At 42.8% G+C, this 25,229-nt stretch carries 20 protein-coding genes; 5 read left to right on the forward strand and 15 right to left on the reverse strand.

Going from position 1 to position 25,229, the window contains the following annotated elements; translation table 11 throughout:
- Positions 1–160: 160 nt before the first annotated feature.
- Entirely contained in the window at positions 161–1,690 is a 1,530-nt protein-coding gene (locus tag EKC99_RS08325) for an HD domain-containing phosphohydrolase (protein ID WP_163151394.1), read from the reverse strand.
- A 199-nt stretch (positions 1,691–1,889) separates the two neighbouring features.
- Here EKC99_RS08325 and EKC99_RS08330 point away from each other — a divergent pair, with 199 nt between their 5' ends.
- From EKC99_RS08330 to pstA, 4 genes are all read left to right on the forward strand, one after another.
- Positions 1,890–3,620, forward strand: coding sequence for a stalk domain-containing protein (locus EKC99_RS08330; RefSeq protein ID WP_163151396.1), 1,731 nt, complete (start codon positions 1,890–1,892; stop codon positions 3,618–3,620).
- Between the two features lie 21 nt (positions 3,621–3,641).
- Positions 3,642–4,514, forward strand: coding sequence for a phosphate ABC transporter substrate-binding protein (locus tag EKC99_RS08335; protein WP_055441662.1), 873 nt, complete (start codon positions 3,642–3,644; stop codon positions 4,512–4,514).
- Positions 4,515–4,575: 61 nt separating this feature from the next.
- The gene (gene pstC / locus EKC99_RS08340) at positions 4,576–5,496 is read left to right on the forward strand and encodes a phosphate ABC transporter permease subunit PstC (RefSeq protein WP_055441661.1); all 921 of its coding nucleotides are present in this window, start codon (positions 4,576–4,578) and stop codon (positions 5,494–5,496) included.
- 76 nt (positions 5,497–5,572) lie between these two features.
- Positions 5,573–6,412: a phosphate ABC transporter permease PstA gene (pstA, locus tag EKC99_RS08345; protein WP_425339074.1), complete on the forward strand. Its 840-nt coding sequence runs from the start codon at positions 5,573–5,575 to the stop codon at positions 6,410–6,412.
- 15 nt (positions 6,413–6,427) lie between these two features.
- On the opposite strand, the gene qoxD is transcribed toward pstA, so the two are convergent.
- The 11 genes from qoxD to EKC99_RS08400 all read right to left on the reverse strand — a co-directional run bounded on the left by qoxD (position 6,428) and on the right by EKC99_RS08400 (position 21,252).
- Positions 6,428–6,727: a cytochrome aa3 quinol oxidase subunit IV gene (gene qoxD / locus EKC99_RS08350; RefSeq protein ID WP_032100979.1), complete on the reverse strand. Its 300-nt coding sequence runs from the start codon at positions 6,725–6,727 to the stop codon at positions 6,428–6,430.
- Complete coding sequence (qoxC, locus tag EKC99_RS08355; RefSeq protein ID WP_032100978.1) at positions 6,728–7,333, reverse strand: cytochrome aa3 quinol oxidase subunit III; 606 nt, start codon at positions 7,331–7,333, stop codon at positions 6,728–6,730.
- Positions 7,323–9,299: a cytochrome aa3 quinol oxidase subunit I gene (gene qoxB, locus EKC99_RS08360; protein WP_055441659.1), complete on the reverse strand. Its 1,977-nt coding sequence runs from the start codon at positions 9,297–9,299 to the stop codon at positions 7,323–7,325. The genes qoxC and qoxB overlap by 11 nt, the downstream gene beginning before the upstream one ends.
- A complete protein-coding gene (gene qoxA, locus EKC99_RS08365; RefSeq protein WP_055441658.1) occupies positions 9,289–10,263 on the reverse strand; it encodes a cytochrome aa3 quinol oxidase subunit II in 975 nt (324 codons plus the stop codon). Before qoxA ends, qoxB begins: the two co-directional genes overlap by 11 nt.
- Positions 10,264–10,631: 368 nt before the next feature.
- On the reverse strand, positions 10,632–11,981 hold the full coding sequence (locus EKC99_RS08370; RefSeq protein ID WP_055441657.1) for an aldehyde dehydrogenase: 1,350 nt from the start codon (positions 11,979–11,981) through the stop codon (positions 10,632–10,634).
- Between the two features lie 14 nt (positions 11,982–11,995).
- The gene (locus EKC99_RS08375; RefSeq protein ID WP_032100975.1) at positions 11,996–12,772 is read right to left on the reverse strand and encodes an SDR family NAD(P)-dependent oxidoreductase; all 777 of its coding nucleotides are present in this window, start codon (positions 12,770–12,772) and stop codon (positions 11,996–11,998) included.
- Positions 12,773–12,844: 72 nt separating this feature from the next.
- On the reverse strand, positions 12,845–13,147 hold the full coding sequence (locus tag EKC99_RS08380; protein ID WP_003398862.1) for an ArsR/SmtB family transcription factor: 303 nt from the start codon (positions 13,145–13,147) through the stop codon (positions 12,845–12,847).
- 101 nt (positions 13,148–13,248) lie between these two features.
- On the reverse strand, positions 13,249–14,481 hold the full coding sequence (locus EKC99_RS08385; RefSeq protein ID WP_163151427.1) for a TIGR02679 family protein: 1,233 nt from the start codon (positions 14,479–14,481) through the stop codon (positions 13,249–13,251).
- The gene (locus EKC99_RS08390; protein ID WP_163151425.1) at positions 14,465–18,604 is read right to left on the reverse strand and encodes a TIGR02680 family protein; all 4,140 of its coding nucleotides are present in this window, start codon (positions 18,602–18,604) and stop codon (positions 14,465–14,467) included. The genes EKC99_RS08385 and EKC99_RS08390 overlap by 17 nt, the downstream gene beginning before the upstream one ends.
- Positions 18,594–19,760, reverse strand: a complete 1,167-nt coding sequence (locus EKC99_RS08395; protein WP_163151398.1) for a TIGR02678 family protein — start codon at positions 19,758–19,760, stop codon at positions 18,594–18,596. The genes EKC99_RS08390 and EKC99_RS08395 overlap by 11 nt, the downstream gene beginning before the upstream one ends.
- Before the next feature lie 10 nt (positions 19,761–19,770).
- Entirely contained in the window at positions 19,771–21,252 is a 1,482-nt protein-coding gene (locus tag EKC99_RS08400) for a TIGR02677 family protein (RefSeq protein WP_163151400.1), read from the reverse strand.
- A gap of 177 nt (positions 21,253–21,429) precedes the next feature.
- Between EKC99_RS08400 and EKC99_RS08405 the strand changes: the two genes are divergently transcribed.
- Positions 21,430–21,891 carry a hypothetical protein gene (locus EKC99_RS08405; protein WP_163151402.1) on the forward strand — a complete coding sequence of 154 codons (462 nt, stop codon included), beginning with the start codon at positions 21,430–21,432 and terminating at the stop codon, positions 21,889–21,891.
- 40 nt (positions 21,892–21,931) lie between these two features.
- Here EKC99_RS08405 and gatB read toward each other — a convergent pair whose 3' ends face one another.
- Genes gatB through gatC form a run of 3 tightly spaced genes read right to left on the reverse strand, consistent with a single transcriptional unit; the run spans position 21,932 to position 25,137 of the window.
- On the reverse strand, positions 21,932–23,362 hold the full coding sequence (gene gatB / locus EKC99_RS08410) for an Asp-tRNA(Asn)/Glu-tRNA(Gln) amidotransferase subunit GatB (RefSeq protein WP_163151429.1): 1,431 nt from the start codon (positions 23,360–23,362) through the stop codon (positions 21,932–21,934).
- 14 nt (positions 23,363–23,376) lie between these two features.
- Positions 23,377–24,834, reverse strand: a complete 1,458-nt coding sequence (gene gatA / locus EKC99_RS08415) for an Asp-tRNA(Asn)/Glu-tRNA(Gln) amidotransferase subunit GatA (protein ID WP_163151404.1) — start codon at positions 24,832–24,834, stop codon at positions 23,377–23,379.
- A gap of 12 nt (positions 24,835–24,846) precedes the next feature.
- Positions 24,847–25,137, reverse strand: coding sequence for an Asp-tRNA(Asn)/Glu-tRNA(Gln) amidotransferase subunit GatC (gene gatC / locus EKC99_RS08420; protein ID WP_009360719.1), 291 nt, complete (start codon positions 25,135–25,137; stop codon positions 24,847–24,849).
- Positions 25,138–25,229 lie beyond the last annotated feature (92 nt).

Raw genomic sequence — 25,229 nt, forward strand, 5'->3', positions numbered from 1 at the left:
TTTCCATAGAGTGGGGGCTTATTTGTGCTGCCCATAATCTCCTCAAAAAAGCCTCTAAGGACAAACAACGATCCTTAGAGGCTTAAGAAATGGAAAAATGAGAGGTAAATCCCTCTCTCATTTTTCATAATATGAAAACTAACTCCCAAAAGTCCGCTTTTTAGCGGACTTTTGGGTCAGCTCCACTCACTTTTTCTCGTTCTCTCTCTTGGAGAAATGCGATAAAACAATCGACCATTTGGGCATCCCATTGCGTGCCTCGACCTTCTAACAAAATCGAAATCGCTTTTTCTACGTTCATCCCTTTTCGGTATGGACGATCAGATGTCATCGCATCAAACGCATCTGCCACCGCAATAATACGTCCAAATAGCGGAATGTTCTCCCCTTTTAAGCCATCTGGATACCCTTTTCCGTCTATTCGTTCATGGTGCGACCGGATGCCTGGAAGCAAATCTTGCACTTCTTCAATCGGCTGTACTTGTCGAATAATATTTTCACCGAGTACCGGATGCTTTTTAATCCATGCAAATTCGTCATCAGTCAACTTTCCGTCTTTCAATAAGATATGATCAGGGATACCGATTTTTCCGATATCATGCAAAATAGCAGAACGATATAAACGCGTAAGTTGCTCAACTGTCATCCCCAGCCTCTTACCAATTTCTACAGCATATACGGCAACGCGCTGCGAATGACCAGCTGTATATTCATCGCGCGCATCGAGCGCGGTTGTCATAACTGAAATAAAACTATTTAATAATTGCTTATTTTTCTCATCTCGTTCAACGATCGCATCGACCATATGGTTAAAGCCATTTGTGAGCTCGGAAAATTCATCAATATAAACATTATCGCACATCAATTCGTATTCTTTTTTTTGTACGCGACTCATGTATTGAAGCAAATCTTCAATGCTTCGTTCCACATCTTCAGACAAGACGCGGGCCGCAAATAAAGAGAACAAAATGGAAATGACTAATACGACAATCGTCCACGTCCAATAACCTGAAAAAGTGTTTTTCCCTTCAGCAAACCATTTCACTTCAGTCGCTAACACAAATAATAAAACCGGGAAAATACCGATAAATAACACACTTAACCCAATTTTTACTTTCATCGGCACATATACGACGTTTGTCGCTCGGATCGCTTCATGAAATCCGTGCATTCTTCCCATTTGCATCATGTCATTAATAAGCGGACGCATCGTGCGCAACGTTAAAAAAAACTCAATCATCGCATGAAGCATCGCAATAAGCAATGCACCAAATAAAGCATAAACAACATACATATACGGAATGTGCAGCACATCGATAAAAATAAGTGAAAGGGTCATCCCAACAGCTGGAATCGAAAGTCCTAAAAAATGTGGGAGCGCAATCCGCTTGACTGTAAGTAGCGGAAATCTTTTTGCTTGAACCAACGCCCAATAAAACTGTTCTTCTGTTACTTTCGTTTCAGAAAAAACGAGACGAATTGGGTAAATATCTTTTTGAAAGGCACGATATTCGATAAACAACATAATACAAAAAGAAAAAAACTGAATAAGCAACAACATGAGTAAGTCTACTTGCCGAATGTTTAGCGCCATTACCATTAACGTGCTACCAACGCCGACAACGGCTAAAATCGAACCAATCGTATAATTGATAAACAACTTTTTTAATGTTTCATCATATATACGCATACCCATCCCTCCTCCCTATTCTTTTTCATTATAACAAGAATGTGATAAATTACGAGACATACATTCCTTTACAATTCATTAATAAAAATTTCTAAAAAATCAAACATTGTATTTACAAAGTCTACAAAAATATTAAACAAGGTTAACATTGCCCTTCTATAATAGGCGTTGTTGATATACAAACCTAGGAGGGAAAAAAATGTCCGTGAAGAAAGTGCTCGCACATACGCTGATCGCATCAGCTGTCCTCGCTTCTCCGCTTATTCCCGCGACCGAATGGAAAGCAGAAGCAAAGACTGTCCAAAAACAAACTATCCAAAAAACAAACTGGAGTGTAAACGGGACGGTAGTTTCTATTTCTGCGACGACCGTTTCTGGTGGGAACTGGATTGTAGCTGCTCCTGAAATCGCCAAATTACTCGGGGCTACATATTCCCACGACAAAAAAACAAAAATGTACAAGCTAACGAAAAAAGGAACGGTTGTTCAAGTAAAAGCAAATGACAAAGTTGCCGTCATTAATGGTAAAAAAGTAACGATGAACGTAGCACCTAAAACGGTAAACAACGTCTTATACGTTCCAGCTGTGACGATCGTTCAAGCGTTCGGAGGACAGTTACAAACAAATGCTAGCCCTATTCTTCTTTCGACAAACGGAAATGTACAAACAAAAAAAGTAACCGTTGCAGTTGATGGACAACCGACTCAGTTAAATGCTATAGCGATGGGACAAAAAACACTTTATTCTCTCTCTGATATCGCGAAAGCGTTCGGGGTCGCAATGAATGTCGATGGAAAAACAAAATCTATCACATTAAGCGGAAAAAGTAAAAAAGCTACTCTTCTTCTTCATCAACAAGGTTCATCCGTAGTCAAAGTAAATGGAAACTTCTACGCTGACTTGCACGGTGTCGTAACAAAATTAGGTGGCGAAATCGAGCATGGAAGTCCGTTATTTATCGCGACAAACGGATTTTTAAAAGGAACAAACTTTAATCCTCAATGGTTAAGCAACGAATACATGATCGTCACAAACGAAAACGATGAACCTGTGTCAAACATTGTACATGTTCCATCTCGCAAAGTCATCGCAACAATCGCAAGTGGAGATCTTGCGTTATCACCAGATAAGAAGAAAGGTGCATATGTAGACGATAACGGTCAATTATTCATTGTCGACCTAGCAACAAAGAAAACGATGCCTGTCGGTACAGATGATGATATAAAAGTAGAACTGACATGGTCACCAGATGGTTCGCTCATTTACTTCTTTAAAGGAAGTAGTAGTGATATTATCGCTTCTATGAATGTTCAAACTGGTGCGATGACAGAAATCGTTAACGATAAAGTGAAATACAAATCTGACCTTCGTCTATCGGCTGACGGAAAAAAAATTATATACACAGCCGCAAAAGAAGCAAAGGCAAACTATACCGATGATTCGAAAACAGAAATTGATACAATCGATACAACGGGCACAGAACCACAATTATATGTTGTTGATTTAACAACAGCGGATAAAAAACCAACAGCTGTAACAACAGATACAAATAATAAAACATTCTCGTCCTTTGCTGGCGATACGATTGTTTATTTAAGTGCTAATCCAGACGATGAAAACACGCTTCCTGTATTAAAAGCCATTGTTGCTGGCACAGAACAAAACATGGCAACAAACATGAACATTACTTACGTTGCAACAAAAGGAAATATCGTATTTGTGTTAGTAGAAGAGAAAAACGGATCTTATTCTATTTATCGTGCTACAGCACCACAAACACAATGGACACGCATTTTTAATACAAAAACAACAATAACATCTATTTCTCCTTCTCCATTCAGTAATGACATCGCTGTAACTATTCCAACAGATGAAGGAGAAAAAATTGCTGTTATCATAAACAATCGATTAATTGATATCACAAAATAAATTTTGTAAGAGGTGAAAATCATGAATTTAAAATCATTTATTAAAAAGTTCTCTCTTATTGCATTATCTTCTAGTTTATTATTCGGCTCTTCGCTTACAGTAACAGAAAAAACAGAAGCTGCTCAACAAAAGGGGAAAATTGTCGTCGCTGGCTCATCGGCATTACTTCCACTAACCCAACAAGCAGCAAAAGAATTTAAAAAGGCAAATCCAAAAGTAGCAATCTCTGTATCCGGTACATCATCTATCGTTGGACCACAATCTGTTTCAAAAGGTTCAGCAACAATCGGTGCTTGTGACTGGGATGCAACGAAACCTGTACCTGGCTTTAGTGCATTTCAAGGTTTAAACGCCTACCCGATTGCGGTTATTCCATTTGCAACGATCGTTCATAAAGACAACCCTGTAACAAATTTAACAACGAAACAATTACAAGATATTTTCGCAGGAAAAATTAAAAACTGGAAAGAAGTTGGCGGAAAAGATGAACCAATTATTGTCGTCAACCGCGCACACGGTTCAGGGACGCGTGTAAACTATCAAATGAAAGCATTAAAAGGCTCTTCATTTATGACACAAGGTGAAAACTATAAAGAAGTATCTTCAAACGGAAACATGATTAAAGCGGTGGAAACTACACCAAATGCCATTGGATACACAGACCTTGCGTACATTAAAGGAAACATTAAAGCGGTAGCCTACAACGGTGTAGATGCAACAGTAACAAACGTCATGAACGGAAAATATCCAGTTTGGGGCTATGGCTACTTGCTAACAAAAGGTCCTGCTACTGGAGCAAATAAAGCATTTATCGACTTTATCCAAAGCAAAAAGTTCCAACAAGGTTCGTTGAAAAAATTAAAATTCATCCCAATTACAGCAATGAAAAAATAAAATATTTGCAGCCTCCTTATGAGGAGGCTGTTCTTTATATGATAAACGAGGAGGAAACAATATGGCGTTACCTGCGGAACATGTTCGCATCCAACATGAGCAAACGAAAACAAAACAATGGCGCATCAAGTATATGAAAAATAACGCCTTTCGCTACGCTTGTTTAGTAAGTGCGCTCTCTTTAGGTGTTGCTCTTTTTTCGATCGTCATTTTTATTAGCCAAACGGGGTTTCTCGTATTTAAAGACGTCTCGTGGAAAGAGTTCTTTTTTTCCGCTACGTGGGAGCCGTTTGAAGAAAAATATGGGGCAGCTGTTTTTATTGCTGGGACGTTATATTTAACATTTTTAACGTTGATCATGTGCACGCCAATTGCTTTAGCTATTGCTATTTTTATTGCTGAAATGGCGCCAAATTGGCTAAAAAATATTATGCGTCCAATGTTAGATTTGCTAGTCGGCATTCCTTCCATTGTATATGGATTTTTAGGTTTAACAATCTTAATTCCATTCATTCGTGAGACAACGGGCACACTTGTTGGCGATGGTTTCTTCGCTGCTGCTCTCGTGTTAACGATGATGGTTTTACCGACTGTTGCTCGTATTAGCGATGACGCCATTTGCGCAGTGCCACAACATTTGCGCGAAGCAGGCTATGCACTTGGAAGCACAAAACTTCAAGTGATTACACGTATCGTTCTTCCTGCCGCTCGCCCAGGCATTTTAACGGCAATTATTTTAGGTATGACACGGGCAATCGGTGAAACGATGGCTGTTGTGATGGTCATTGGAAATACTGCACAGTTCGGTTGGGATCTACTCACGCCGACATCAGTGTTAACGAGCAACATCGTGATGCAAATTACAAACGTTCAATTTGATTCAACATGGAACTATGCATTATATATGATGGCGTTTTTATTGTTGTTTATTTCTCTTGTATTAATTATTATTATTCGTCAACTTCGTCCAAAGGGAGAGTAACATAATGAGAGAGTCATTGTTTCATAGTCATCGTAAAGCAATCGCAAGCGCCATTTACACAAATCGCTTGTTTCATATGTTCGTTGGCATGATTACAGTATCAACATTTATTTTAATTATCGGATTGCTATACACAATCTTAGTGAAAGGACTGCCGAAACTATCGCTTGATTTTTTATTCACATTACCGAACGAACTAGAAGCTGGTGGCGGTGTCGGACCATTTTTATTCAATTCTTTTTACGTTCTTATTTTATCTCTCATCCTTTCATTACCTATTGGCATTGGAGCCGGCATTTTTCTCGCAGAATATGCGCCGAACAATCGTTTTACAGAGTTTGTGCGCACGTCTGTTGAAAGTTTAGCATCTGTTCCTTCAATCGTTTTCGGTTTGTTTGGTTATGTATTGTTTGTCGAATATGTCGGTATTGGCTTGACGATCATTGGTGCTGCAGTTACGCTTGCTTTATTAAATTTACCCGTACTAGCCCGCGTCACAGAAGAAGCTATCCAAGCCGTGCCGCAAGACATTCGAGAAGCATCTCTCGCTCTTGGGGCGACAAAGTCGCAAACAATATTAAAAGTTGTCCTTCCTGCTGCGCTAAACGGAATTTTAACGGGTATTAGCCTCGTTGCATGTCGTGCATTTGGTGAATCTGCCATCATTATTTTAGCAGGAGGAACATCGACATCTGGCTTTATGTGGGATTTCAACTTGTTATCGCAAGGTGGTACACTTCCTGTTCACTTATGGTACGTACAATCCGAAGCACTCGTACCAGATGCAACAGAAATCGCTGAAAAATCTGCAGCTATTCTTGTTCTCATCGTATTAATCATTAGCTTTACTGTTCGCTTCCCACTTTGGATTCAAACACTAATTACAAAAATAAAAGCAACCCCTCGCAAAAGTTAAGCGAGGGGTTTTATGTTAATGCGCGGCATGTCCGGATGTTAATACCCAAATCGACCCTGCGACAATGACGATCGCGACAAACACCGCATAAGCCATATTAATGACGTTTGTTTTTCCGTCTTCTCCTTCTGTCACGTGCATAAACATAAATAGTTGCAATCCAGCTTGAATGATGGCCAGTGAACCGATAATCCACATAACAATTGTATACGATACGTTCATTTTCAACGCCACAAATACTGCAACGAATGTTAAAATGAGCGAAAATAAAAATCCAACAACGTGGCTAACGGGATATTTGCTTTTATGCTCCATTTACCCCACCATCCCTTTTAAATACACAAATGTGAAAATGAAAATCCAGACGACATCAAGGAAATGCCAGTATAAACTAATGATAAACATTTTTCTTGCAGTAACTGGCGTCAAACCGCGTTGAAGAAGCTGAATAATAAGCATCACTGCCCAAATGATCCCGAACGTCACGTGCGCACCGTGCGTACCAAGCAACACGAAAAAGCTTGATAAAAACGCGCTCGTTTGCATCGTTGCCCCTTCATGCACGTAATGAATAAACTCACGAATTTCCATAAACAAAAAGCCCGCCCCTAACAAAAGGGTAATGACAAACCAAACGAGCAGTTGCTTCATATTACGTTGTCGCATAAAAAAGACTGCCAAACCACATGTAAAGCTACTTGTCAACAACAACAACGTTTCAATGAGCACATCATTCAGCTTAAAGATGTCGCTTGGCGTTGGACCACCGGCATAGCGGTGACCTAACACGCCATAGACGGCAAACAACGTCGCAAATAGCACAATTTCTGCTCCAAGAAAAATCCAAAACCCTAAAATATTTAATCGGTTTTGCTCAGTTTGATATTCAAGTGGAAGCGAATGATTGACGTTAGCCGACATGGTTTTCCGTCCCCCCTTCTACATTTCTCCACGTCCGTTCGGTTTGTTTAATTTCATCGACGCTTACGTAATAGCCGTCATTGTAATCAAACGAACGGATAATAAGCCCAACGACAATTCCAATTGCCGCAACAGCTGCCGCGATATGTGCTTCAAAGACGAGGAAGAAACCCGTAATTCCAAACACAACCGCCATATAAAACGGCAATCCGGAGTTGCTTGGCATATGAATTTTCTTGATGTCGCTTTCTTTTAATGTGAGCGTTTCCCCACGTTTTTTCATATGCCAAAACGCATCTAATTGTTTCACTTCTGGCACGACCGCAAAGTTATAAAACTGTACTGGCGATGCCGTCATCCATTCAAGCGTACGTGCATCCCATGGATCGTGGGACACATTGCGCTTCGCATAACGGAAGCTCCAATAAATGTTATAACAAAATACCGCAAAACCGATCGCTAAAATAATCGAGCCGATCGCAGATACAAGGAAAAGTGGCGCAAAGCCGGATTCTGCTGAATACGTATAAGCGCGACGAACGGCTCCTTTTAAACCGAGGAAAAACATCGGCATAAACGTCACGTTAAATCCGATTGTAAATAGCCAAAAATGATATTTTCCAAGCTTTTCATTTAACATAAAGCCAAACATTTTTGGCCACCAATAATACAATCCTGCAAATACCGCAAACACAACACCTGGAATTAATACGTAATGGAAGTGAGCTACTAAAAATAACGTGTTATGGTATTGAAAGTCTGCTGCTGCCATCGCCAACATGACGCCGGTCACTCCACCAATGACAAAGTTTGGCACGAAGGCAAGCGCCCATAACATCGCTGTTGTAAATTGAATGCGTCCTTTTCGCATCGTAAACAGCCAGTTAAAAATTTTCACTCCGGTCGGAACCGCAATTAACATCGTTGTAATCGAGAAAAATGAGTTTACCGCAGGACCTGCATCCATCGTGTAAAAATGGTGCACCCATACGATCATACTTAAAAATGCAATACCAACAATAGAAATGACCATCGATGTATATCCGAACAACGTCTTCCGTGAAAACGTTGCAATGACTTCAGAGAAAATTCCAAACGCCGGCAAAATAACAATATATACTTCCGGATGGCCCCAAAGCCAGAACAAGTTTGCCCAAAGCATATCGCTTCCGCCTGAAGAAAGCGTAAAGAAATGTGTTCCGTACAAGCGATCAAATGTCATTAACGCTAACGCAACGGTGAAAATCGGAAATGCAGCAACGATGATAATGGACGTAATCAACGTCGTCCACGTAAACATCGGCATTTTCATTAATGTCATGCCTGGGGCACGCATTTTTAAAATTGTGACGATAAAGTTAATCCCCGTCATTAACGTACCGAGCCCTGCAATTTGCAACGCAATCGCATAGTAGTTGTTTCCGATTCCTGGACTAAACTCTTTTCCAGCTAGCGGGAAATACGATGTCCACCCTGCATCTGGTGAGCCACCAACAACGAACGAAATGTTAAATAACATCGCTCCGCTAAAAAATAACCAAAAACTAAGTGCGTTCAACTGCGGAAACGCGACATCGCGCGCTCCAATTTGCAAAGGGACAACAACGTTCATTAAACCGATCAAAAATGGCATCGCCATAAACAAAATCATAATCACGCCATGCGTTGTAAAAATTTCGTTGTAATGCTGCGCATCTAAAAAGCTCATTTCTGGTCGAGCCGTTTGCGCCTTCATTAACAAGCCGTCCATTCCACCGCGGAAAAACATCAGTACACCAGATAAAATGTACATAATCCCGATCTTTTTATGGTCGACGGTCGTTAGCCATTCGCGCCATAGCCAACCCCATTTTTTAAAGTACGTTAATCCAACAACAATCGCAACAACCGTTAGTACGATCGCAATTTGTGAACCGACAAGAAGCGGGTCTCCTCCGACAAATATTTCATTCCACTTAATGCCCATGATGTTCACCCCCACTATCACTCTCTAAAGCTTGCTGTTCTTCATTACAATTCGATGATGAGCTAGATTTATAATTATCTTCACGAGGAAAAATTTTCCCTTGATATCCATGACCGCGATACAGTTCAGGATTTGTGTACGTCTTCGAATGCGGATCTGCATGGTTTACCCATTGTAAATGTGTACCTATAAACGTTAACCTTCCTAAATGTGTCGGCAACAACAGTTCTTCATATTGTTCTTTCGTTAATTTTGGTGCCTTTTGTTTTACTTCTTGTACCCATTTTTCAAACTCTTTTGGCGTTTGCGCTAACACTTCAAACTGCATATGCGCATACCCACGTCCATTAAAGTTCGTATTTCTTCCTTCATACGATCCTGGACGATCCGCGACGACATACAATTCTGTTTCCATTTTGTTCATCGTATATTTTTGCCCAGCTAACGCCGGTACCCAAAACGACTGCATTGTCGATGCGGAAGTCATTTTAAATAATACAAGTCGGTTTGCTGGAATATTGACATAGTTTACTGTTTCAATATTTTGTTCAGGGTAGCTAAAAATCCATTTCCAATCTGCCGACGTGACATGAATGACAAGCGGCTCTTGATCTTCGTACCCTTTCGGTGGCTTTTCTAAATCGTATAACGTTCTAACTGTCGGAATCGTTAACGCAATAACGATTAAAATAGGAATAACTGTCCATACAATTTCAAGCACCGTACTTCCGTGTTCCTCAGGTGGCTCCTCTCCTTGTCGCTCAGGTCGATCGCGATATTTCCATACGATATAAGCGAACAACGCAAATACAACGACAACGACAAGAAGCATCCACCAAATCGACCAGTTAATCAGCTCTGTAATGCTTCGAGCAGCTGGTCCTTGTGGCTGGAAAACGACCATCTCACAGCCGCCAAGAAGCGGAAGCAATCCAGCTACCAATAAGGAAAACAAACGCTTCATCTTTCTTCACCTCAACAAAAATTGTAATTCATTGGGCACCTCGATCAACGAATGGAATTAATGAACTTTGTAGTATTAACACTATTGAAATGATTTTAACATGTATTGTAAAAATAATTGTGACGAAAAAAAGAAGGAAGAAACTGCATTGAGGGGGGCCAAAAAGAAAAATCGTTGACAAAAAGAAAAAAACTTTTCTCGACATCAAAAAATGAGCGAGAAAAGTGCTGTTTTTTGTATAATACATGGAAATAAAAAAAGAAATAGGATGTCCGTTTGAAAACTTGTCACATTTTCGTTAAATTTTTTTCGAAATTTGTTCAAAATTATTGTCCGAAAGCAAAAAGTACCCCGTTGGGAACATTTTTTCATTTCAATAACTTCCGCACCCATTTTAAAGCATTCGGAAAATTTGGATAACGCAAAGGAATATCGAATTTCGTTGTTTGTTTGAGCACACTTTTGTAGTGAGTAAATGCATCAAAGCTTGCTTTCCCATGGTATGTACCGATGCCGCTTTGTCCAACACCACCGAAAGGCAAATGAGGATTGGCAACGTGTACAACCGTATCATTTATACAACCACCGCCGAAACGAGCTTGCTGTAATACTTGTTGTTGCACATCGCGATCTTCTGAAAACAAATAAAGCGCAAGCGGCTTTTCGTAGTCGTTGATCATTTGAATCGCTTCATCAACCGTCCCAAACGTAAGAATCGGCAATATCGGCCCAAAAATTTCTTCTTGCATAATGTTATCGTCCCACGTCACATCGTCTAGCAACGTCGGCTCAATCCAACGTTGCTCAATGTCATACGTTCCACCATGTACAACGATACCATTTGTTAAAAAACGAACGAGCCGTTCAGCATGACGAACAGTAACAATACGACTATATGTATCTTTGTGACCATATAACTGCTCTATATACTGCTTCATTCGCTCAATCAACAAAGATTTAACAGAAGCATGGACGAACACATAATCTGGAGCAATGCACGTTTGCCCGGCGTTTAAAAATTTTCCCCATACGATTCGCTTGGCAGCTAAATCAATATGCGCGGAAGCATCGACGATCGCAGGACTTTTTCCGCCGAGTTCTAATGTGACAGGCGTCAAATGCTTTGCAGCAGCTGCCATGACGATTTTTCCGACCGATACACTTCCTGTGAAAAAAATATGATCAAAGCGCAAATCTAACAGCTGTTGGCTAACGTCTACCCCTCCTTCCACAACAGCAACATACTCCTCTGGAAACACTTCTGAAATGATTGTTTTCAGCAACGTCGACATTTCTGGCGTATATTCAGACGGTTTCACTACCGCACAATTTCCTGCCGCAATCGCCCCGATAAGTGGACTCATCGCAAGCTGAAACGGATAATTCCATGGCGAGATAATTAAAGTGACCCCATATGGCTCTGGATATATGTAACTTTTTGACCCAAAGTGCGTCAACGGCGTCGGCACACGTTGTGGCTTCATCCAATCGCTCAGTCGCTTCGTGATAAAGCGAATCTCTTCATAAACGATGCCGATTTCTGTTGTATACGCTTCAAACGATGATTTATGCAACTCTTTTTTTAACGTATCGGTAATTGTCTGTTCATATTTTTGTATCGCTTCTTTTAGTCGTGTTAATTGTTTTAAACGAAAATCAAGAGAAAGCGTTTCTCCTGTATGGAAATAGCGTTTTTGTTTCTTGAGCAACTCGTTCATTTATTTCACCCTCGTCACACCCGATCTTGAACCTTTCTGACAATATTCGTAACGAATTTACGTGACATAAAACGAACACTAAATGCAAGGAGTTTATTCGCCATCCCCGGAATAATGACGGTTTTATTGTTCATTACTCCTTTGTACCCAGCCTCCACCACTTGTTTAACATCCATCACACCGCTTTTAAACAATTTCGATTGTTGCAAGTTCGCCCGATCCGCAAATCCTGTCGCAGTTGGCCCTGGACATAGCGCACTCACAGTGACATTCGTGTGTCGCAACTCGTTACTTAACGCTTCTGAAAAAGATAACACATACGCTTTCGTCGCATAATATACAGCCATTAATGGTCCTGGTTGGAAAGCAGCCGTTGATGCAACGTTTAAAATTTTCCCTTCGTTTCTTTTTACCATATCTGCGACGACTAGTTTCGTCAAATGAGTGAGTGTTTTTATATTTAGATCAATCATATTTAATTCTTCTTGTAACCCGATCTCCACAAATTCTCCGTACAACCCGAATCCTGCGTTATTGACGAGGATATGAATGTCAAGCTGTTCGTTTTTTAATGTTTCATACAAATCATGAACTTCGTTTTGATTCGATAAATCTTTAGCATATATCCATACTGCTATTCCGTATGTTTTTTCTAGCTGGCGTTTTAGTTCATCTAACTTCTGCTTGTTTCGTGCTACCGCAATAATGTTATACCCTTCCTTTGCAAATTGTGCAGCAAATTCATAGCCAATTCCACTTGATGCCCCTGTGATTAATACGTTCTTTTTCATTCTCTACATCTCCTTTTTTTAAATGTTTAAAAACTTAAACATATAAAACGAAAAAGTTGGCCTTTAGCATATCTAAAGGCACTCCTTCTCGACAGCATGAATCAAATCTTTCAATAATTCAACAGCTTTTTCGATAGATAATACATAGTATCTCAATGTCCCTTTTTGTTCTACCGACACTAATCCTTGGTCGCGCAAAATTTTCAAATGGTGGGAAATCGCTGGACGTGATAAACTTGACCTTTCCGTAATTTCATTGACTGTTAGCTTATCGTGTTCCGCAAGCAGCAATACAATATCTTGTCGATGAGGATCGCTTAGCGCTTGAAATAATGGTATACACGATCGAAACACCTCGATCGCTTTTTGTCCCATTCCCCTCTTCCTTTCTTTTGTTTAAAAGTTTAAACATTTGATATCTTTATCTTATTCTTTTTCTTCACGCCTGTCAATGCATTATTCGAAAAATAGATCCTTTACCTTCCCTTCACCTCCCTCCTCAACTGTTCCACAAGCGCCTCTTGGTATCCTGCTTTTTTCCGCCGCAATATTTCTTGTTTTACTGGCTGCAAGTCATGAAGCGTCACCGATTGCAGTTTAGCCAAACGTTCATCGGATAGCGGAACGGTCGGTTTGGTCGCCAAATAATCAGAACAGTCGTAATGCCAAAGCCGAACAGATGAACCGTACCGCTCGACAAGGCGCTGCGCCATCTTTAGTCCTTCCGGGTCAAAATCGCCCGAATAATAAAGGGTAACCCCTTCTTTTACGAGTAAATCAAACAGCCACCTCGTCGCTAAATTCAATTGACCGTTTGTGCTAATGAGCGGTACGTTCGCATCTAACAGCGTCGAAAACACACCCGCATTTTCGACGACAAAGACGTTGTTTCCTACGGACGGATACGCCCGCACTAGCGGCATCACTTCCCGTAACGGCACATTTAGCGCCGTATTCGTTGCACATGCGGCAGCGAAAACAGGATGGCGGCCTTTCTCTGTTTCTGCCATCACGCCAGCGCACGTCACAAAGTTTAATACATCTTCCCGCAACAGCCGATACGACTGCAATAGTTCGTTCACGTCTTCGACCGCCGAAAGGTCATACTCGGTGTCCGCATAAAATTCGAGCGCCGAAAGCAATAGCTTCCCTGCAAGTGTATGCAAATCAAACATATGCGGATCGTTCGCTACTTTTTGCGCAAAAACGGGCAAGCGAACGTAGGTGGACGGAAGCTGTTCGAGCGCGCGGCAAACAGCAGAAAGCGCCGCCTCTAACGCGTGATGGTTTTGTTGATACGCTAATTGCACAAACCGCTGCTTTTCTACCGCCATCAACCAATCGCGCTGTGCTCGATACGTATTCATAAGCCGGGTAAAATAGGCTTCCTTTTCCCGCTCTATTTCTTGTTGTTGCTCTTTTTTCGTTACGAGCGGCTCGCCAAAATAGCATGACAGCAACTCCACGAGAGAAATGCCGGCAAACCTTGTATTCGCAAGCTGTTGTTCAAACGCCGCGAGCGACACGCGGCTCATTTCTTTGCCAAAAAACGACGCGATCGCTTCCTTTTCCTCCGCCGAAAGAGACGAAACGGAAATCGTGCCCCCTATGCGGCCAAGCGATTCGTATTTCTTTTTCATTTCGCAAAAAAGGCGGTGAAACGAACGTTCACCGCGAAAAAATTGCACCGCCTCATCTAATCGGTTCAATGATCTCACCCTTTCTTGCATCCTCGACGACAAGCTGCTTTACTTTTCCGTTCCAATAATAGCGAATGACCGTCACGAACGAGGCGTTTTTCGGACGAACGAGTTCACAAATCGATAGCGCCGGTACTGTATCGTAATCGCCCCAGAGCGCTTGCGAGTTCATCACATAGTTAAACCCAAGCTGCTCGACAAGCCCGAACATATTGCGAATATTATTTTCGTCTACCCCCGCAAACGCTTCATCCAACGAAATAATGTACGGTGCATCGTCTGCAGCTTCTTGATAGCGCGAATACGTCGCCGCAAACAACGGAATATACATCGCCATCGCTTTCTCCCCACCGCTAAATTGATAGAAACGCTGGTTCGTCAACTCCCGTTTCGGTTCGTTCGTTTTTTGGTAATAAAGGGTAAACGAAAACCATTTCCGATAGTCTAACACTTCTTTAATAATTTGGTGGAGCGTATTGCCTTGGCCGCGCTCTTCTAACAATTCGCGCGCCCGATGAATTTTCGAGCGGAAATGTTTCGTCACTCGTTGCAAATCTTCCTCTTTTAATAGCCGCGAGTTCATCCGCAACAATTCGACAAGCTCTTTCGTATCCATCTCTTCTTCCGTTTCCGCGGTGCGCGGCTTCCATTGAATAAACAACACAAGCCCCGAAGACGTATCGAGCTGCTGCATTAGTTCGTTCATATCTTTTACCCAACGTTCCGCCCGTTGAATACGGCTACGCAAAATTCGGCCAATCGTTTTTAAAATAATTTCTTCGTACAATTCGCGGTCTTGCTCTTTCATATATTCCCGCTGTAAGAAAATGTCATGCTCGATTTCATGTAATACATAAAATGGCGATACGCGCTGCCCTTTATAATCAAGCAAAAGGACGATTCGGTCTTGCTTTTCTCTCCACCCTGCGACTTTTAATTCCATTTCCTCGTCTAGCTCAATATCCGCAAACAAATTGTCCTCCTCAGCTGCGACGGGCTCTTGGCTAAGCCGATATTCCGTTAAATTCGCTGATTCTTGGAAAAAGACGCTATTTAATCGGTTCACAAGCGACGTTCGCGTTTCTTTCGCTAGCGCTCCATACCGCTGCATCGCCTCTTTTGCTTTTTCTAACAAATCAGCACCATGAAGTTCCACTAGTTCAAGAGCGACTTCTCGCGCAAACGACTGCTTCCATGCTTCTGCGAGCCGCTTAGCAAACGCTTCTTTCACCGAAAGCTGTTCGCATTTTTCCCGAATGGCTTTCAGTTCGTGTTCTAGCGCAATGCGCTCGTTCATTTTCGCCGGCATTTCTCGCTGCAAAAATGCCAACCGGTCGCGGACGCGCTGGATTTCCGCTTGAATTTCTTCTGCGCCCATTAGTTGCAGCGTCCGTTCGATTTCTTGCCGCTTTAGTTCGAGTTTTTGCTGCTCTTTTGCGAGCATATGCCGTTCGCCTTTTGTTTCGTCGATTTCTTGTTGCAACGTTTCGAGCTGCTCTGTCCGATGACGAATCATGTCGAGCAAATGAAGAAATTCGCGATGCGTCATTTGCAGTTCGTGAAGCCCGCGCATATACGATTTCATAAAGAGAAGCGCCTGTTCATAGCCGTCCTTGGAAAACTCTAAATCGAGCCCCTCGGTTTGCTCGCGCAACGTTTGTTTTGCTTGTTGCCAATCGCGGGCAAGCTGGGCTAACTTTTCGTTTTTCTTTTCCCATTCGCGTTGTTTGCTTATTATCATTCGCTTCGTTTTTTCTCGTTCTTCAAAGGCTGCGCGCATATCGCGGTCGGTTGGAAAGGCACGAAACCAGCGGGTTATTTGCGCAATCGTCTGCTCGAGCTGTTTTAGCATGTCGGTTCCCTCATGAAGCTGGGCGCGAAGTTCGTGGAGTTCTGCTTCGAGTGCGGCGATCTTTTCTAGCCGCCAACGCTTGCGGGCAGTGCGTCCGATAAACAACGCTTTTTCCCGCGCCGGGGCATGCCCTTTGATTAAGCCGAGCGTATAACGCCCTTCTTCATGAAGCATAAACGTTCCGTCCATTTCTCCATCGGCAAGAACGATGCTTTGAAGTACTTCGTTAATGCGCGTTTTGGATACTTTGCATCCTTCATCTACATCCGGCTGCAAATAGTCTGCTAATGTATGCGCCAGTTCGACAGGACGTGGAACAATCACTCGGTCACACGTTACTTCGACATCGGTTTCTGTAATTAACGCATCAAGTAGCCCTGCATGATACAATGCCGATTCAATCCGCTCCCGAAGCGGTTCTGGTACATGGTCTTGAAATTCCACCCCTGCATAAAACGGGACAAAAGCAATCCCTTTTTCGTCTAACTCCGCCCGCGCTGCGATCGTTTGTTCATCGCGCATGAGCTCGGGGTCTTTTTGCGTTTTCCATTGGTTCCATTCGGCTTCTTTTGCGGCAATTTTTTCTTCTAATAACGTGCACGTATGCTTTTGCTTCATTTTTTCTTCGTTTTTTCGATTGAGTGCTTCGTAATACGCTTCCGTAAACGGTTGCTTCATCTCATCGACGTGATACGTTTCGTATAGTTCGTGAAGACGCTGTAAAAATAGTTGGACAGAGGGTAAAGGTACGGAAACGTCTTGGCATTGTTCGAGCCAGCGAAATACTTCTTGTTGGAAACGCGCTTTTTCGTTTTCTAACAGTTCGAGCCATTTCGCTTCTTCATGGCGCAATTCGTCTACTTCCCGCTGCAGCTCCCCTGCCTCTTTACTCGTTTCTTCATAGCGCGCCTTCATTTCATCATGGCGGCGCCAAAGCGCAATCGTTTGTTCTAGTTTTTCAACGTATTCTTGTCCTTCTCGCTTCCAGACGGTAAAATCAAATTTCGTTTGGCGCTGTCGAGCAAAGTCCGCTTCGTTAAGAGCATGGGAAGAGAAGGAACTTTCCATCGCATCATGCCGTAAGTCTTCTACTTGCTGCGTGAGTTGCTTTTCTATCTGATACCGCCGGTCTTCGTCTTCTTCTAACTGGCGCTTATAGCGGCGTTCGAGCTGCTCTTTTTCATCGATTTGCCGCAATAGTTTTTGTTGCTTGTCATGAATGTCGCGTATTTCTTGTTGGACTCGCTCATATTCTTTCGCCGCTTGAAACACTTCGTGGCTCGCTAATTCTAATTCTCGTTGATGCAATACGTCCTGTTCGTTTGCAAGCGTTTGAATGTATTCGCTCAAATCGACAAGGTGCGCTTGCTTTTCCTGTTCCTCCGCAAGCCATTGCTTTTCTTCTTCTGCTAGCCGCTTCACTTGTTTGTCAGCCTTTATCCATTCGCTTGCTTTTTCCGCAATCATATACTCGTTATACGCTCGATATTGCGCACAAAGCCGTTTTAATGATTGCTCATCGCGCTCTAGCTGCTCTAGCTGCTGTTTCGTTTGGTCCATATTTTCAATCGTTTCCGATAAATAGCGCAACTCGTCGTCTGTCAACGCGGGGAGCGAGCTTTCTAAAATCTCGTAAATGACCGTTGGCTTGAAATCCTTCGATAGCTTCGGGCTACGCAATTGAATCAATAGCTCAATTAATTCTTGAAACGCCTCCATCGATTCAAATCGGAAGACGTGCTTATTGACGAGCTCCATATATTCTTTTTGTGAATCCACGACCGTTCCGCCGTTGCCAAGTACATTCGCCAGTTCGCGTTTGGTGAGCGGGATTTTTTCCGTTCCATCCGCTGATTTTTCCGTTTTATATAAAAATAAATCGCGACCGATGCGGCGGTTATCAAAAATGACGAACCCCCAAAAGTCCATATTTTTTTGCCGCTTTGCCCGTAAGCCAATCCCTGTCGTTACGTATTGTTCCGTCTGCATTCGCTTATATTCTAAAAATAAATAGCCTGTCCGCTCATCGCGATCGACAATTTCCTTTTCGCCAAGCAAGTAATCTTCCATTTTTCGTGCCCGAGAACCGAACGGGTCGAGCCGGTCGGGCGTTTTTTTTCCGTCCAATAAGACAGGAAGCAAGCTTTGCATCGTTACTGACTTCCCAGAGCCGTTCGTCCCGCGCAACAACAACTTGCCGTCGGCAAACTCGAAATATTGTTCGTCGTAATACCAAAAATTAATTAATCCCGCGCGATGAAGCACCCATTTATTTGTCATCATCGTCTCTTCCTTTCGTTGTAAAGTCGTCTGGATATTGACCGACAAGCCGTCCAAGCAGCGGATAAAGCACGACCATGCCCGTTTCCTGTTCATATTCTGCCATCTTCCAGTCTTTTAAAGCAGAGAGCAGTTCAGAGGCGAGCTGTGCCGTCGTCATTTCCCGATACGTTTTGCTCCAGCCTTCGCCATACTGCTCGCTGCACCGGTGAAGCAGCTGCCGAAAATCGGACATCGTCACGTGGATTTGCCCGTATTCATCCGGTGGATAGTTGTCCAAATGAGCGCGAACGACAGAGGCAAAATGAAGGATAATATCCGACGTTCCCTTTTGATCTGGAAATAACGTATACACATGTTGCCGTTCTGGAATCGTCAGCAAGGCTGCATTTTTATATAGTTCGTAGCGAAAATCGGTATGCGCCTCGATGTCATCGCGCAGTCGATGGCGGAAGTTGCGCAAATAATAAAAGTTTGGGTCGTCTTTTTGCCGACGATATACAACAGGAGATAAAAAGAGCTGCCGATAAATAAAGTGGCGGCGGTAGTCGTCGGGTGACACTTTCCACTCTTCCTCCAACAGTTGCTCGATCGTTTCATATTGAATGAAGTCTTTCGGATAGGACCGCATAAAATAGCGGGACAGTACAGGAACTTCATACAACGCTTCTTCGTCTTCTTGATTGGCAAACGCCTCAACTTCCCCGTCGACGTGATGTATAATCCCGATTTGCTCGGCTGTTTTTAAGACGCGAATTAACGCGCGACGATGTTGGTAGTTCGTCCAATCGAGCGCCGTTTCGCCTGGATACATCGCTTTTATTTCTTCGCATACATCAGACAATAAAAATTTTTCTTCGACTGCTTTTCCTTCTAAATATGCTAACAAGCAACAAAATAACGCGTAGTCGAGCGGTTCTTGAAACGACTCAATGCCCATCCACGCTTCGGGCTCGGCTGGTATTTTTTCGAGCTTAGCAAAATAGCGGTGGACGATGAGCCGATAGCCGAATTTCTCTTGTACATACCGTTTTAACACTTTTTCGCGTTCGCGTATTTTTTGAAAAAGTTCCGGCTCTTTTTCCCGAACAATCCAAAAATGCTCAAACAACGCCGTTAACGCCTCTTTCGCTTTCTCATCGAATTCTTTTTCCATTCTCTCTCCCCTAATCTAGCAAATGGATTTCGTAATTTGGCATCATTAACGCACCATCTTCTGCGTTCAGTATAATCGTTCCTTCGCGTTGGACCACTTTTACTTTCCATCCGTTTTCCGTTTGTACTATCCGGTCTTCTCGCCCCATCGCTTTCGCAATCCATCCAAGCAACGTTTTACGAATATGTGAAGCAACAACCGGGAGTTCCCGAAGGACAATTTTCCCGTCAGTGATAAGCTGCGCCAGTTCCTCTTCTTCTTGTTGCTTCGCTGCTAAGTAAGCGGTCATCGTTTCCTCTTTTTCTTTTCGCCGATCAATCATGGCTTCTGGTTTTTTCTTTTCCCGATAGTGGCGAACGCGCGGTTTGACGAGCCATTCGGTCGGTTGTTCCTCCCAAATGTCGCGGTACATGTTTTCCGTTGCATCGTTTTCGGCAACGATGTGCTTTGTATGGAAGCAACCGAACACCACCGCGGACAGTTTATGTGCTTCTTCTACTGTTTGTAACGACGAAAACCATTTTGCTAAATGCAAATAATCTTTTTTCCGGCTGCGAAAATGATGGTGACGCTCGCCTAACCGCTGGACGACGCGCGTCATTCGCCGAATCGCTTCGTTCGTTTGTTTTTGTAAAAACGAAAGCTCACTTTCGTGTCCGTTTCGTCCTAAAAACCATTCGTTTAAGCTGCGCCACGTGTCTAGCTTCTCTTCCGTTAGCTGTTCACGCGAAAAAACTGCGCCTTCAAAGCGCGGAATAGCAAGTTGATACGCAACCACTTCCGCAATAAAACGATGTACACCGTCCTCTGGCAAATCTTCAAGCAGCTTTTCAATTTGCATCGATGTTTTTTGCAAGGCGACGATAAAATCGCGCAAATAGGCAGTAAACTGTTCTTTATACACAAGAAACGAATCAGACATCATCCGTTCTTCCATATTTTCTCCGTTCAAATAAGCGATGTAGTCGGCGGAGTTTTGGATGATTTTTTTAAAATAATCGAACGTTTCTTCCCACACTTGATTCATTTCTTCTCGCTTTTCGACAAATCCAGCGTGAATAATCGCCTCCATTCGGACAAGTGATGCGTACAGGCGGTCAAACCGCGTTTTTTCGAGCGATCCGCCAAACGTCTCCCCTAGCTGCTCAAGCGTGCGAATCATTCGTTCGATTTCGACCGTATACGGGCTGCATTGATAACGAAATCGTTTCTTTTTAAATTCCTCAATCGTCCGAATATGACCCGTTTCTTGTCGAGCGATTAAGTTTTTCCATTTGACGAGCTGCTCTAAATCTTGTTGCAACTCTTCTTCCGTATAATCACGAAATTCATCGAATTGTTTTAAAAAAGCGTATACTTCTTCTGGAAACAAATATTGCCGCATTCGTTCATGCTGCGTATAAAAATAGCGCAAAATTGCGCGATACCGATAAGCGTTGTCAACTACTAAATATTTCGCCTCTGTAATCGGCTTTAGCCATGACGTATCCATCTTATGCTCCCCTTCGGTCATTCATCTACTATCATTGTAATCGATTCGCTATTTCTTCTCTACTAAAACGTCGATGGGAAAATGTGCTCCTCCAACAGCTGGCCTAAAAAAGAAAAACGTCCGCTAGTCATCCGCTGTCGATTCGTGTAAAATGGAAACGAAAAGGAGGTGAAAGGAATGGTAGAACAGCTGCTATACGAAATTCTCCATGAAGTAAAAGCAACACGAGAAAAAGTCGAATCGCTGGAAAAACGAGTGGATGTGCTAGAAAAAGAAGTGTCTTCCTTACGCCAACAAGTTCAAGCACTTGACGAGAAAGTTCAAACGCTCGATGGGAAAGTTCAAGCACTTGACGGAAAAGTTCAGGCGCTTGATGGAAAAGTGCAACTACTCGACGAACGAACACTCGAAACGAAAGCGATTTGTGAAGCGGTTCGTCACGGTCAAGAGGTGCTCGCCGCAAAATACGATGCACTCGTACTCGATGTCCACAACATGCAAGGAAACATCACCCGCTTAACCAACATACTCGAAGAAAAAGTACTCCCTGCCCTCACCGACCACGAAGCGAGCATTCAAGTATTAAACAATCGTGTATTTAAAGTCGAAAGCACTTTACAAAAGCTTGTACACCTATAAAAACAAAGCGGCATTGTCCGATGGCAATGCCGCTTTGTTTTTATCGTTTATTAATTTCTTCAAGCAATAGCTTATTGACAAGCGGTGGGTTGGCTTGTCCTTTTGTTGCTTTCATAATTTGACCGACTAAGAAGCCGATCGCACGGTCTTTTCCGTTTTTAAAGTCTTCGATCGATTGTGGATTCGCATCGAGCACTTCTAACACAATTTTGCGCAACGTTGCTTCGTCAGAAATTTGCACAAGCCCTTGCTCTTTGACGATTTGCTCTGGATCGCCGCCTTTTTCCACAAGTTCTTTAAAAATTTTCTTCGCAATTTTCGACGAAATTGTGCCGTTTTGAATGAGCTTAATCATGCTTGCTAAGCTTTCTGGCGTTAAAGCAATGTCATGTAATTCTTTTTGTTCTGCGTTTAAATAAGCAGATACTTCAACCATCAGCCAGTTCGAAGCAAGCTTCGGATCCGCCCCATTCGCGACCGTTGCCTCAAAAAAGTCTGCCATTTCTTTTGTCAGCGTTAATACTTTCGCATCATACTCTGGCAAACCAAGCTCTTCGACATATCGTTTTTGCCGCGCATCTGGAAGTTCTGGAATGGACGCACGTACGCGTTCTTTCCACTCATCGTCAATATAAAGCATCACTAAATCTGGTTCTGGGAAGTAGCGATAGTCTTCTGAACCTTCTTTTGTGCGCATTAAAATCGTTGTTTTCGTTGCTTCGTCGAAACGGCGCGTTTCTTGCTGGATGACGCCGCCAGACAATAAAATTTTCTCTTGGCGCTTCGCTTCGTATTCTAATCCTTGGCGAACGAAGTTAAATGAGTTTAAGTTTTTCAATTCCGTTTTCGTTCCAAATTTGTCTGAACCAATTGGACGAAGGGAAATGTTCGCATCACAACGGAGCGAACCTTCTTCCATTTTACAATCCGATACACCTGTATATTGAATGATCGACTTTAATTTTTCTAAATACGCATACGCTTCTTCTGGCGAGCGAATATCTGGCTCCGATACGATCTCAATAAGCGGCGTCCCTTGACGGTTGAAATCGACTAACGAATAGCCGTCGCCTGTATGCGTCAGCTTTCCTGCATCTTCTTCTAAATGAATGCGCGTAATGCCGATTTTTTTCTTTTTACCGTTCACTTCAATTTCAATCCAACCATTTTGTCCAATCGGTTGGTCGTACTGTGAAATTTGGTACGCTTTCGGGTTGTCCGGATAAAAATAGTTTTTCCGGTCAAATTTCGTTTCTGTTGCGATTTCGCAATTTAATGCCATCGCCGCTTTCATCGCATATTCGACCGCTTGTTTATTTAACACTGGAAGAACCCCCGGGTACCCTAAATCAATGACGCTCGTTTGTGTGTTTGGGGGCGCTCCGAATGCGTTTGGACTGCTTGAGAAAATTTTCGATTTCGTTTTCAGCTCGACGTGCACTTCAAGTCCGATGACGATTTCAAAGTTCATCACTTATTCCCCCCTTACAACGTTGGTTTCTGTTTATGATAATCTGTTGCTTGCTCGAACGCATGAGCGACGCGGTAAATTGTGCTTTCGTCAAAATGTTTGCCGATAATTTGAAGTCCTACAGGTAAACCATTGACAAATCCGCACGGAATCGAAATACCTGGAACACCAGCAAGGTTCACTGGGATCGTTAAAATGTCGTTTGCGTACATCGTTAACGGGTCGCTCGTTTTTTCACCAATTTTAAACGCTGGCGTTGGCGTTGTTGGTCCGATAATGACGTCGTATTTCTCAAAGACGTTTTCAAAGTCTTGTTTAATGAGCGTCCGTACTTTTTGCGCTTTTTTGTAGTACGCATCATAGTAGCCTGAACTTAATGCAAACGTTCCAAGCATAATGCGGCGTTTCACTTCATTACCGAATCCTTCGCTGCGCGTTTGCTTGTACATCTCCATTAAATTTTTCGCATTATCTGTCCGATAGCCGTAACGCACACCGTCAAAACGAGCAAGGTTTGCCGATGCTTCGGAAGACGCTAATAAGTAGTATGTTGCTAGCGCATATTTTGAATGAGGGAGTGATACTTCTTCCCACGTTGCGCCGAGGCTTTCTAACACTTTTAGCGCTTGAAGAACAGATTGGCGAACTTCTTCTGATACACCTTCGCCTAAATATTCTTTCGGCACCGCAATTTTTAAACCTTGAATGTCACCTGTTAAGGCAGAAACGTAATCTGGTACATCGACATTTGCTGATGTCGAATCCATCGGATCTAAACCAGAAATGACTTGTAGTAAATATGCGTTATCTTCCACTGTGCGTGTAATTGGACCGATTTGGTCAAGCGAAGACGCAAACGCAACAAGTCCATAGCGCGATACGCGACCGTACGTCGGTTTCAAACCAACTACACCGCAAAACGCTGCTGGTTGACGAATCGAACCGCCTGTGTCTGATCCAAGCGCAAATGGCACTTCTCCTGCCGCTACTGCTGCTGCTGAGCCGCCGCTTGAACCACCTGGCACGCGCTCTAAATCCCACGGATTGCGCGTAAGTTGAAACCCAGAGTTTTCTGTCGACGATCCCATCGCAAACTCGTCCATATTTAACTTACCGATCGTTACTGCATCAGCTTGATGTAAACGTTCAACGACTGTAGCATCATAAATCGGATCGAAGTTGTATAAAATTTTGCTCGCACACGTTGTGCGCAGCCCTTTTGTCACAATGTTATCTTTAATGCCGATTGGCATCCCGAAAAGTAAGCCAAATTCCTTTTCTGTTGCAAGTTTCTCATCTAACTCTTTTGCTTTCGCACGCGCTTGTTCTTCGTTCAACGTTAAAAACGCTTGTACTTTTTCTTCTACTTCATGAATACGTTTAAACGATTCATCTACTAAATCCGAAACGGAAATCTCTTTTTTATGTAATAAATTGTGCAATTCAGATACACGATAATCGAACAATGACATATTCTTCCCTCCTTACTCTAAAATGGCTGGCACTCGGAATTGTCCGTCTTGATGGTCTGGTGCATTTTTCAATACGTCTTCTAACGGAAGTCCAGCTGTCGGTACATCTTCACGCATCACATTTTTCATATTCAGCACGTGTGATGTTGGCGGAACGTTTTCTGTATCTAACTCGTTTAACTGCTCGGCAAACGTAATAATCGCATCTAATTGCTTCGCAAACATCGCTGCTTCCTCTTCTGTAATCGCTAAGCGCGCCAAATGCGCCACATGCTTGACTTGCTCAATTGAAATTCGTGACATATGTTTCACCTCCGATATTATCGACCTTTCACAATACTATGATGATACCAAACTTTCGCGCAGTGAAGCAACATTTGCCATTCATTTTGTTT

Source organism: Anoxybacillus sp. MB8 (genome assembly GCF_011006755.1).
Classification (GTDB): Bacteria; Bacillota; Bacilli; order Bacillales; family Anoxybacillaceae; genus Anoxybacillus; species Anoxybacillus gonensis.

What these genes read in the sequence shown, in the direction of transcription:
- EKC99_RS08325 (WP_163151394.1), bottom strand. Translation starts at nt 1,690, where the DNA reads ATGCGTATATATGATGAAACATTAAAAAAGTTGTTTATCAATTATACG.
- EKC99_RS08330 (WP_163151396.1), top strand. Translation starts at nt 1,890, where the DNA reads ATGTCCGTGAAGAAAGTGCTCGCACATACGCTGATCGCATCAGCTGTC.
- EKC99_RS08335 (WP_055441662.1), top strand. Translation starts at nt 3,642, where the DNA reads ATGAATTTAAAATCATTTATTAAAAAGTTCTCTCTTATTGCATTATCT.
- pstC (WP_055441661.1), top strand. Translation starts at nt 4,576, where the DNA reads ATGGCGTTACCTGCGGAACATGTTCGCATCCAACATGAGCAAACGAAA.
- pstA (WP_425339074.1), top strand. Translation starts at nt 5,573, where the DNA reads ATGTTCGTTGGCATGATTACAGTATCAACATTTATTTTAATTATCGGA.
- qoxD (WP_032100979.1), bottom strand. Translation starts at nt 6,727, where the DNA reads ATGGAGCATAAAAGCAAATATCCCGTTAGCCACGTTGTTGGATTTTTA.
- qoxC (WP_032100978.1), bottom strand. Translation starts at nt 7,333, where the DNA reads ATGTCGGCTAACGTCAATCATTCGCTTCCACTTGAATATCAAACTGAG.
- qoxB (WP_055441659.1), bottom strand. Translation starts at nt 9,299, where the DNA reads ATGGGCATTAAGTGGAATGAAATATTTGTCGGAGGAGACCCGCTTCTT.
- qoxA (WP_055441658.1), bottom strand. Translation starts at nt 10,263, where the DNA reads ATGAAGCGTTTGTTTTCCTTATTGGTAGCTGGATTGCTTCCGCTTCTT.
- EKC99_RS08370 (WP_055441657.1), bottom strand. Translation starts at nt 11,981, where the DNA reads ATGAACGAGTTGCTCAAGAAACAAAAACGCTATTTCCATACAGGAGAA.
- EKC99_RS08375 (WP_032100975.1), bottom strand. Translation starts at nt 12,772, where the DNA reads ATGAAAAAGAACGTATTAATCACAGGGGCATCAAGTGGAATTGGCTAT.
- EKC99_RS08380 (WP_003398862.1), bottom strand. Translation starts at nt 13,147, where the DNA reads ATGGGACAAAAAGCGATCGAGGTGTTTCGATCGTGTATACCATTATTT.
- EKC99_RS08390 (WP_163151425.1), bottom strand. Translation starts at nt 18,604, where the DNA reads ATGACAAATAAATGGGTGCTTCATCGCGCGGGATTAATTAATTTTTGG.
- EKC99_RS08395 (WP_163151398.1), bottom strand. Translation starts at nt 19,760, where the DNA reads ATGGAAAAAGAATTCGATGAGAAAGCGAAAGAGGCGTTAACGGCGTTG.
- EKC99_RS08400 (WP_163151400.1), bottom strand. Translation starts at nt 21,252, where the DNA reads ATGGATACGTCATGGCTAAAGCCGATTACAGAGGCGAAATATTTAGTA.
- EKC99_RS08405 (WP_163151402.1), top strand. Translation starts at nt 21,430, where the DNA reads ATGGTAGAACAGCTGCTATACGAAATTCTCCATGAAGTAAAAGCAACA.
- gatB (WP_163151429.1), bottom strand. Translation starts at nt 23,362, where the DNA reads ATGAACTTTGAAATCGTCATCGGACTTGAAGTGCACGTCGAGCTGAAA.
- gatA (WP_163151404.1), bottom strand. Translation starts at nt 24,834, where the DNA reads ATGTCATTGTTCGATTATCGTGTATCTGAATTGCACAATTTATTACAT.
- gatC (WP_009360719.1), bottom strand. Translation starts at nt 25,137, where the DNA reads ATGTCACGAATTTCAATTGAGCAAGTCAAGCATGTGGCGCATTTGGCG.